The organism is Pseudonocardia adelaidensis (assembly GCF_039543345.1).
GTDB classification, from domain to species: Bacteria; Actinomycetota; Actinomycetes; order Mycobacteriales; family Pseudonocardiaceae; genus Pseudonocardia; species Pseudonocardia adelaidensis.
This window is the reverse complement of sequence record NZ_BAABJO010000021.1, coordinates 139,404-146,555: the sequence shown is the minus strand read 5'-3', so window position 1 is coordinate 146,555 and position 7,152 is coordinate 139,404. Positions and strand designations below refer to the sequence as shown.

Sequence of the window (7,152 nt, the reverse complement as noted above, 5' to 3'; positions counted from 1 at the left end):
GTTGGGGATCGCGCTGGCGGTGGTGTTGCTGGTGGCGTTCCTGGTGCCGGACCGGAAGGTGGAGGGGCCGGCGGCGGTCGAGCCGGCCTCGGACTACCCGGTGCCGCCGCTGGACCTGGTGGTGCCCAAACCGCCACGGCACAAGCTCCGCCCCCGCCGGGTGGAGACCACCGTGGAGTCGGATCGGACGCCCGCGCTCAGCGGGAAGGAGACCGAGTAGATGTTCGACTTCTTCAAGGGCTTCGGCGTCACCTTCGGGACGATGTTCAAGAAGGTCGTCACCGAGGAGTACCCCGAGAACTTCCCGCCGGCCGCGCCGCGCTACCACGGACGGCACCAGCTCAACCGGCACCCGGACGGGCTGGAGAAGTGCGTGGGCTGCGAGCTGTGCGCTTGGGCGTGTCCCGCCGACGCGATCTACGTCGAGGGCGGCGACAACACCGAGGAGGAGCGCTACTCGCCCGGTGAGCGCTACGGCGCGATCTACCAGATCAACTACCTGCGCTGCATCGGCTGCGGCCTGTGCATCGAGGCCTGCCCCACCCGGTCGCTCACCATGACCAACTTCTACGAGCTGGCCGACGACAACCGGCAGGACCTGATCTACACCAAGGAGCAGCTGCTCGCGCCGCTGCTGCCCGGCATGGAACAGCCGCCGCACCCCATGCGGCTCGGGGACAACGAGCAGGACTACTACGTGCAGGGGCCCGTTCTGGCGCGTAAGGGAGCCGAGAACGACCCGGTGGGGGAGCAGGTCAAGTGACTCTCGATCTCCTCGCGCAGGCCGCGCCCGACCCCGGCGCCGTCAGCACCGGCGAGGCCGTCGTCTTCTGGATCCTCGGCCCGATCTCGCTGCTCGGCGCGCTCGGCATGGTGTTCGCCCGCAACGCGGTGCACTCGGCGCTCGCGCTGGTGGGCACGATGTTCAGCCTCGCGATCTTCTACATCGTGCAGCAGGCGCCGTTCCTCGGCTTCGTGCAGATCATCGTCTACACCGGCGCGATCATGATGCTGTTCCTGTTCGTGCTGATGCTCGTCGGCCGGGACAGCTCCGACTCCGTCGTCGAGGTGCTGCGCGGTCAGCGGCTGGCCGCGCTCGTGTTCGGCCTCGGCCTGGCGGTGCTCCTCGTGGCCGCCGTCGGGCGCTCGCTCACCTCGGTCACCCCGAAGGGCCTGCCGGCCGACGGGCCGGGCTACTCCGGCAACGTCACCGGCCTCGGGGCGAAGATCTTCACCGACTACCTGTTCGCGTTCGAGCTCACCTCCGCCCTGCTCATCACGGCGGCGCTCGGCGCGATGGTGCTCGCGTACGCGCAGGGCAAGAGCCACGCGAAGCGGGGCCAGCGGGCCACCGTCGAGGCCCGGCTGCGCGGCGAGCACGACCGGATCTCCCCGCTGCCCGGTCCCGGTGTGTACGCCACCGGCAACTCGGTGGCCGTGCCGGCCGTGCTGCCCGACGGTTCGATCGCTCCCGAGTCGATCTCGGCGATCATCGACGCCACCCCGGTGCGCGAGATCGAGGACGAGCCCGGCCCCGACGCCCGCGCACTCACCGGCGGGCGGCACGACGACACCGCCGAGGAGTCCCGGTGACCCCCACCTACTACCTGCTGCTCTCCGCGCTGCTGTTCTCGATCGGCGCGGTCGGCGTGCTGGTGCGGCGCAACGCGATCGTCGTGTTCATGTGCATCGAGCTGATGCTGAACGCCGTGAACCTGTCGCTCGTCACGTTCGCCCGCATCAACGGCCAGCTCGACGGCCAGGTCATGGCGTTCTTCGTGATGGTCGTGGCCGCGGCGGAGGTCGTCGTCGGTCTCGCGATCATCATGTCGATCTTCCGTACGCGCAGGACCGCGTCGATCGACGACTCGAACCTGCTCAAGTACTGACTTACAAGGAGTGCTCCCCGTGCTCAGCACACGCCACTGCAGGCGACCCGAGGTGTCCCGGTGACCCCGCTCACGACGAACGGGGTGCTCGCGGCCGAGCTGCCCCACGTCGCCGCGGCAACCGGTACCGCCTCGCTGGCCTGGCTGCTGTTCGTGCTCCCGGCCGCGGGGGCGCTCGTGCTGTTCGTCGCCGGGCGGCGGGCGGACGCGTGGGGCCACTGGCTGGGCGTGCTCACGGTCGCCGCGTCGTTCGTCATCGGCCTGCTGATCTTCCTGGAGACCGCGGGCCTCGCGCCCGCGGACCGCACCCGGGAGCTGTCGCTCTTCCACTGGATCGCGGTCGGTGACCTGTCAGTCGACTTCGGGCTGCGGCTCGACCCGCTGTCCCTGACGTTCGTGCTCCTGATCACCGGCGTCGGCGGGCTGATCCACCTCTACGCCGTGGGCTACATGGCTCCCCACCACGGGGGCGACGAGGGCAGCGACCGGGCGGCGCGCCGCCGGTTCTTCGCGCAGTTCAACCTGTTCATCACGGCGATGCTGCTGCTCGTGCTCGGCAACAACTTCGTGATGCTCTACCTCGGCTGGGAGGGCGTCGGCCTGGCGTCCTACCTGCTGATCGGCTTCTACCAGGACCGCCCGTCCGCGGCCACCGCGGCGAAGAAGGCGTTCCTGATGAACCGCGTCGGCGACGTCGGGCTCGCGATCGCGATCTTCATCATCTGGACGAACCTGGGCACGCTGCAGTACACCGAGGTCTTCGAGCGGATCGGCGAGCTCTCCGCCGGCACGATCGTGGCGATCACCGTGCTGCTGCTGCTCGGCGCGTGCGGCAAGTCGGGCCAGTTCCCGCTGCAGGCGTGGCTCCCGGACGCGATGGAGGGCCCCACGCCGGTCTCGGCGCTGATCCACGCGGCCACCATGGTCACCGCCGGTGTGTACCTCATCGCGCGCACCAACCCGATCTACAACCTCACCGAGACGGGCCGGCTCGTCGTCGCGCTGGTCGGCGTGATCACCCTGCTGATCGGGGCGATCATCGGCTGCGCCTACGACGACATCAAGAAGGTGCTCGCCTACTCCACGGTGAGCCAGATCGGCTACATGGTCCTGGCCGTCGGGCTCGGCCCGGCGGGCTACGCGCTGGGCATCTTCCACCTGCTCACCCACGGCTTCTTCAAGGCCGGGCTCTTCCTCGGTGCCGGCTCGGTGATGCACGCGATGCACGACGACGTCGACATGCGCCGCTACGGCGGTCTGGCCCGGTACATGCCGATCACGTTCGTGACGTTCGGGTTGGGCTACCTCGCGCTGATCGGCTTCCCGTTCCTGTCCGGCTACTTCTCCAAGGACGAGATCATCGGGGCGGCCTTCGGCCAGCCCGGCTGGCAGGGCTGGGTGTTCGGCGGCGCGGCCACGCTCGCGGCGGGACTCACCGCGTTCTACATGACCCGGCTGATGTTCATGACGTTCTTCGGTGAGAAGCGCTGGGAGAAGCTGAAGAGCGACGACGGCCACGACTACCACCCGCACGAGTCGCCCGCCGTCATGACGATCCCGATGATCGTGCTGGCCTTCGGCTCGCTCGGCGCCGGGTTCGTGCTCTCCAACGGCAACCTGCTCGTCAACTGGCTCACCCCAACGCTCGGCGAGCTGGAGGAGCCGCACGGCGGTGCGCTCGGCCACGAGTACGTGCCGTGGCTGGTGGTCGGGTTCGCCGCGCTCGGCGTGCTGATCGCGTGGCTCACGGTCGGGCGCAGGCCCACCCCGGTGGAGCGGCCCGAGCCGGTGTCGCTGCCGGTCCGGGCGGCCCGCCGCGACCTGTACGCCAACGCGATCAACGAGGCGCTCATCGCGCGGCCGGGCACCTGGCTCGCACGGGCGCTGGTCTACCTGGACAACCGCGGCGTCGACGGGGTGGTCAACGGCACCGCCGCCCTGCTCGGGGGTAGCTCGGGCCGGCTGCGCAGGCTGCAGACCGGTTTCGTCCGCTCGTACGCCCTGTCCATGCTCGGCGGCGGGGTGCTCGTCGTCGCGGCGCTGCTGGCGGTGCGGTTCGCATGAACGACGGAGGAAGCGTGCTTCTCCTGATCCTGCTGGTGCTGCCGCTCGTCGGCGCGCTGGTCGTGGCGCCGATGACGGGCAACCCGCGCGGCGCCAAGGTCACCGCGATGGTGTTCGCGCTGGCGTCCTTGGTGCTCACCGCGATCGCGTGGCTCGCGTACTCGCCCGCGACCGTCGAGAGCGGCTCGCGGTTCCAGCTCAAGCTCTCCGTGCCCTGGATCCCGGCGTTCGGCACGGACTTCGCCCTCGGCATCGACGGCATCGCGCTGGTGATGCTGGCGCTGATCGCGGTGCTGATGCCGATCGTCATGGGCTTCTCCTGGAACCAGGAGATCCCCGAGGGGCGCACGGAGTCCGGGTTCTTCGCGCTGCTGCTGGTCACGCAGGGCCTGCTCGTCGGGGTGTTCGCCGCCACCGACGTGTTCCTGTTCTACGTGTTCTTCGAGGCCATGCTGATCCCGATGTACTTCCTCATCGGGCGCTTCGGCGGGCCGCGCAGGCAGTACGCCGCGGTGAAGTTCTTCCTGTACTCGCTGCTCGGCGGGCTGATCATGCTGGCTTCGGTGATCGGGCTCTACGTCGTGAGCGGCACCCACCTCGGCCACGCCACGTTCTCCTGGGTGGAACTCCAGTCGATCGCCGCCACGGTGCCGGAGTCCACGCAGATCTGGCTCTTCCTCGGCTTCTTCGTCGCGTTCGCGATCAAGGCGCCGCTGGTGCCGTTCCACACCTGGCTGCCCGACGCCGGTGCCGAGGCCCCGATCGGGGCGGGCGTGCTGCTCGTCGGCGTGCTGGACAAGGTCGGCACGTTCGGCTTCCTGCGTTACTGCCTGCCGCTCTTCCCGCTCGCGTCGCAGCGGCTCGCCCCGCTCCTGCTCGTGCTCTCGGTGATCGGGATCCTGTACGCCGCGCTGCTCGCCGTGGCGCAGACCGACCTGAAGCGCTTCGTGTCCTACACGTCGATCGCCCACTTCGGCTTCATCGCGCTCGGGATCTTCGCGTTCTCCAGCCAGTCGTTCGCCGGGGCCACCCTGTACATGGTCAACCACGGCCTCACCACCGGGATGCTGTTCATCGCGATCGGCTTCCTCATCGCCCGCGGTGGGTCGCGGATCATCGGCGACTACGGCGGCGTGCACAAGCTCGCGCCGCTGCTCGCGGGCACGTTCCTGCTCGCGGGGCTGGCATCGCTCGCGCTGCCCGGCACCAACTCGTTCGTCAGCGAGTTCCTGGTGCTGGTCGGCTCCTTCCCGCGGGAACCGGTCTACACGATCCTGGCCACCGTCGGGATCATCTTCGCGGCGCTGTACGTGCTGTGGGTCTACCAGCAGACCATGCAAGGGCCGGTGCGCGGCGCCGCCGTGCTCGGCGCGCTGGAGCGGGCGGGCGGGCCCGGCACGATGATCGCCCCGGAGGCCGCGGCGAAGAAGGGCGCGTTCCCCGACCTGTCCGGCCGGGAGATCGCCGTGCTCACGCCGCTGATCGTGCTGATCATCGCGCTCGGCTTCTTCCCGGGGCCGGTGCTCGACGTCATCAACCCGTCGGTGGTGGCCACCATGAACGAGGTGGGCCTCCCCGACCCGGTGGGAGGAATTCGGTGACCCCGCTCGCCCAGGGCATGCTCAGCGCGCCCCCCATCGACTACGCCGCGATCGCGCCCCTGCTGATCGTGCTCGCCGCGGCGTCCGTGGCAGTGCTCGTGGAGGCGTTCCTGCCCCGCCACCAGCGCTGGCCGGCACAGGTGGTGCTCTCCATCCTCGCCCTCGGCGGCGCCGGGCTCGCGCTCGGCCTGTACGCGGGCAGCGGCGCCGACGGCATCACGACGATCGGCGACGCGCTCGCCGTGGACCGGCCGACGCTGTTCCTGTGGGGCACATTGCTGGCGCTCGGGCTGGCCGGCGTGCTGCTGATCGCGGACCGCTCGGTGGAGCCGGGCGGGGCCTTCCTCGCGTCGGCGGCCACCCGCGCGGCGGCCGGCGGCGGCACGGGCGGTCTCCCCGAGTTGCCGGAGGACCGCTCGTACGGCGCGCCGGGGCTCGCGCCGACCATGCAGACCGAGGTCTTCCCGTTCACGCTCTTCGCGCTCGGCGGGATGATGGCGTTCGTCGCGGCGAACGACCTGCTCACGATGTTCGTGGCGCTCGAGGTGCTGTCGCTGCCGCTCTACCTCATGTGCGGGCTCGCCCGGCGGCGCAGGCTGCTCTCGCAGGAGGCGGCCGTCAAGTACTTCCTGCTGGGCGCGTTCGCGTCGGCGTTCTTCCTCTACGGGCTCGCGCTGATCTACGGGTACGCCGGGTCGGTGCGGTTCAGCGAGATCGCCGAGGCCTCGGTCGGCTCGGCCGCGTCCGACGCGCTGCTGTTCGGCGGGCTCGCGCTGCTCGTGGTCGGCCTGATGTTCAAGGGCTCGGTCGGGCCGTTCCACACCTGGACGCCGGACGTCTACCAGGGCGCCCCGACGCCCGTCACGGCGTTCATGGCGGCCTGCACCAAGGTCGCGGCGTTCGGCGCGATCCTGCGTGTGCTGCAGGTCGCGTTCGGCGACACCCGGTGGGAGTGGCGCGGCGTGCTGTGGGCCGTCGCGATCGCGTCGATGGCGATCGGCGCCGTGCTCGGGCTCACCCAGACCGACATCAAGCGGATGATCGCGTACTCGTCCGTGGCGCACGCGGGCTTCCTGCTGCTGGGCGCCATGGCCATCACCGACGCGGGCGTCTCGAGCACGCTGTTCTACCTGCTCGCCTACGGCTTCACCACCATCGCCGTGTTCGCCGTGATCAGCCTCGTGCGCAACGCCGACGGCGAGGCCACCCACCTCTCGCAGTGGGCCGGGCTGGCGAAGCGCTCGCCGATCGTGGCGGGCGTGATGACCTTCCTGTTGCTCGCGCTCGCCGGCATCCCGCTCACGAGCGGCTTCACCGCCAAGTTCGCGGTGTTCGCCGCGGCGCTCGGCGACGGGATGGTGCCGCTGGTGGTGATCGCGCTCGTGGCGAGCGCCGTGGCCGCCTTCTTCTACATCCGCGTGATCGTGCTGATGTACTTCAGCGAGCCGGCGGCGGACGGCCCGACCGTCACCGTGCCCGGCGCGTTCACCACCGCGGCCATCACGCTCGGTGTGATCGTCACGCTACTGCTCGGGATCGCTCCGACGCTGGCACTGAACTGGGCCGCAGGCGGCGGGCTCGTCGGCTGAGCGCCGTGA

Annotated in this window: 6 protein-coding genes and 1 pseudogene; all 7 read left to right on the top strand. The window is 70.2% G+C overall.

What is annotated here, in order from left to right:
• Positions 1 to 220: pseudogene (locus tag ABEA81_RS25965) on the top strand (NADH-quinone oxidoreductase subunit NuoH); the annotation flags it as partial.
• On the top strand, positions 221 to 763 hold the full coding sequence (gene nuoI, locus ABEA81_RS25960) for an NADH-quinone oxidoreductase subunit NuoI (RefSeq protein ID WP_345607965.1): 543 nt from the start codon (positions 221 to 223) through the stop codon (positions 761 to 763).
• A complete protein-coding gene (locus tag ABEA81_RS25955; RefSeq protein WP_345607964.1) occupies positions 760 to 1,593 on the top strand; it encodes an NADH-quinone oxidoreductase subunit J in 834 nt (277 codons plus the stop codon). Before nuoI ends, ABEA81_RS25955 begins: the two co-directional genes overlap by 4 nt.
• Positions 1,590 to 1,889, top strand: a complete 300-nt coding sequence (gene nuoK, locus ABEA81_RS25950) for an NADH-quinone oxidoreductase subunit NuoK (protein ID WP_345607963.1) — start codon at positions 1,590 to 1,592, stop codon at positions 1,887 to 1,889. Before ABEA81_RS25955 ends, nuoK begins: the two co-directional genes overlap by 4 nt.
• A gap of 99 nt (positions 1,890 to 1,988) precedes the next feature.
• Entirely contained in the window at positions 1,989 to 3,953 is a 1,965-nt protein-coding gene (gene nuoL / locus ABEA81_RS25945) for an NADH-quinone oxidoreductase subunit L (protein ID WP_425570656.1), read from the top strand.
• Entirely contained in the window at positions 3,950 to 5,554 is a 1,605-nt protein-coding gene (locus tag ABEA81_RS25940) for an NADH-quinone oxidoreductase subunit M (RefSeq protein WP_345607962.1), read from the top strand. The genes nuoL and ABEA81_RS25940 overlap by 4 nt, the downstream gene beginning before the upstream one ends.
• A 17-nt stretch (positions 5,555 to 5,571) precedes the next feature.
• Positions 5,572 to 7,143 (top strand): NADH-quinone oxidoreductase subunit NuoN, encoded by a 1,572-nt coding sequence (nuoN, locus tag ABEA81_RS25935; protein WP_345607977.1) that lies wholly within the window; start codon positions 5,572 to 5,574, stop codon positions 7,141 to 7,143.
• Positions 7,144 to 7,152: the final 9 nt, after the last annotated feature.

What these genes read in the sequence shown, in the direction of transcription:
- ABEA81_RS25940 (WP_345607962.1), top strand. Translation starts at nt 3,950, where the DNA reads ATGAACGACGGAGGAAGCGTGCTTCTCCTGATCCTGCTGGTGCTGCCG.
- nuoI (WP_345607965.1), top strand. Translation starts at nt 221, where the DNA reads ATGTTCGACTTCTTCAAGGGCTTCGGCGTCACCTTCGGGACGATGTTC.
- nuoN (WP_345607977.1), top strand. Translation starts at nt 5,572, where the DNA reads ATGCTCAGCGCGCCCCCCATCGACTACGCCGCGATCGCGCCCCTGCTG.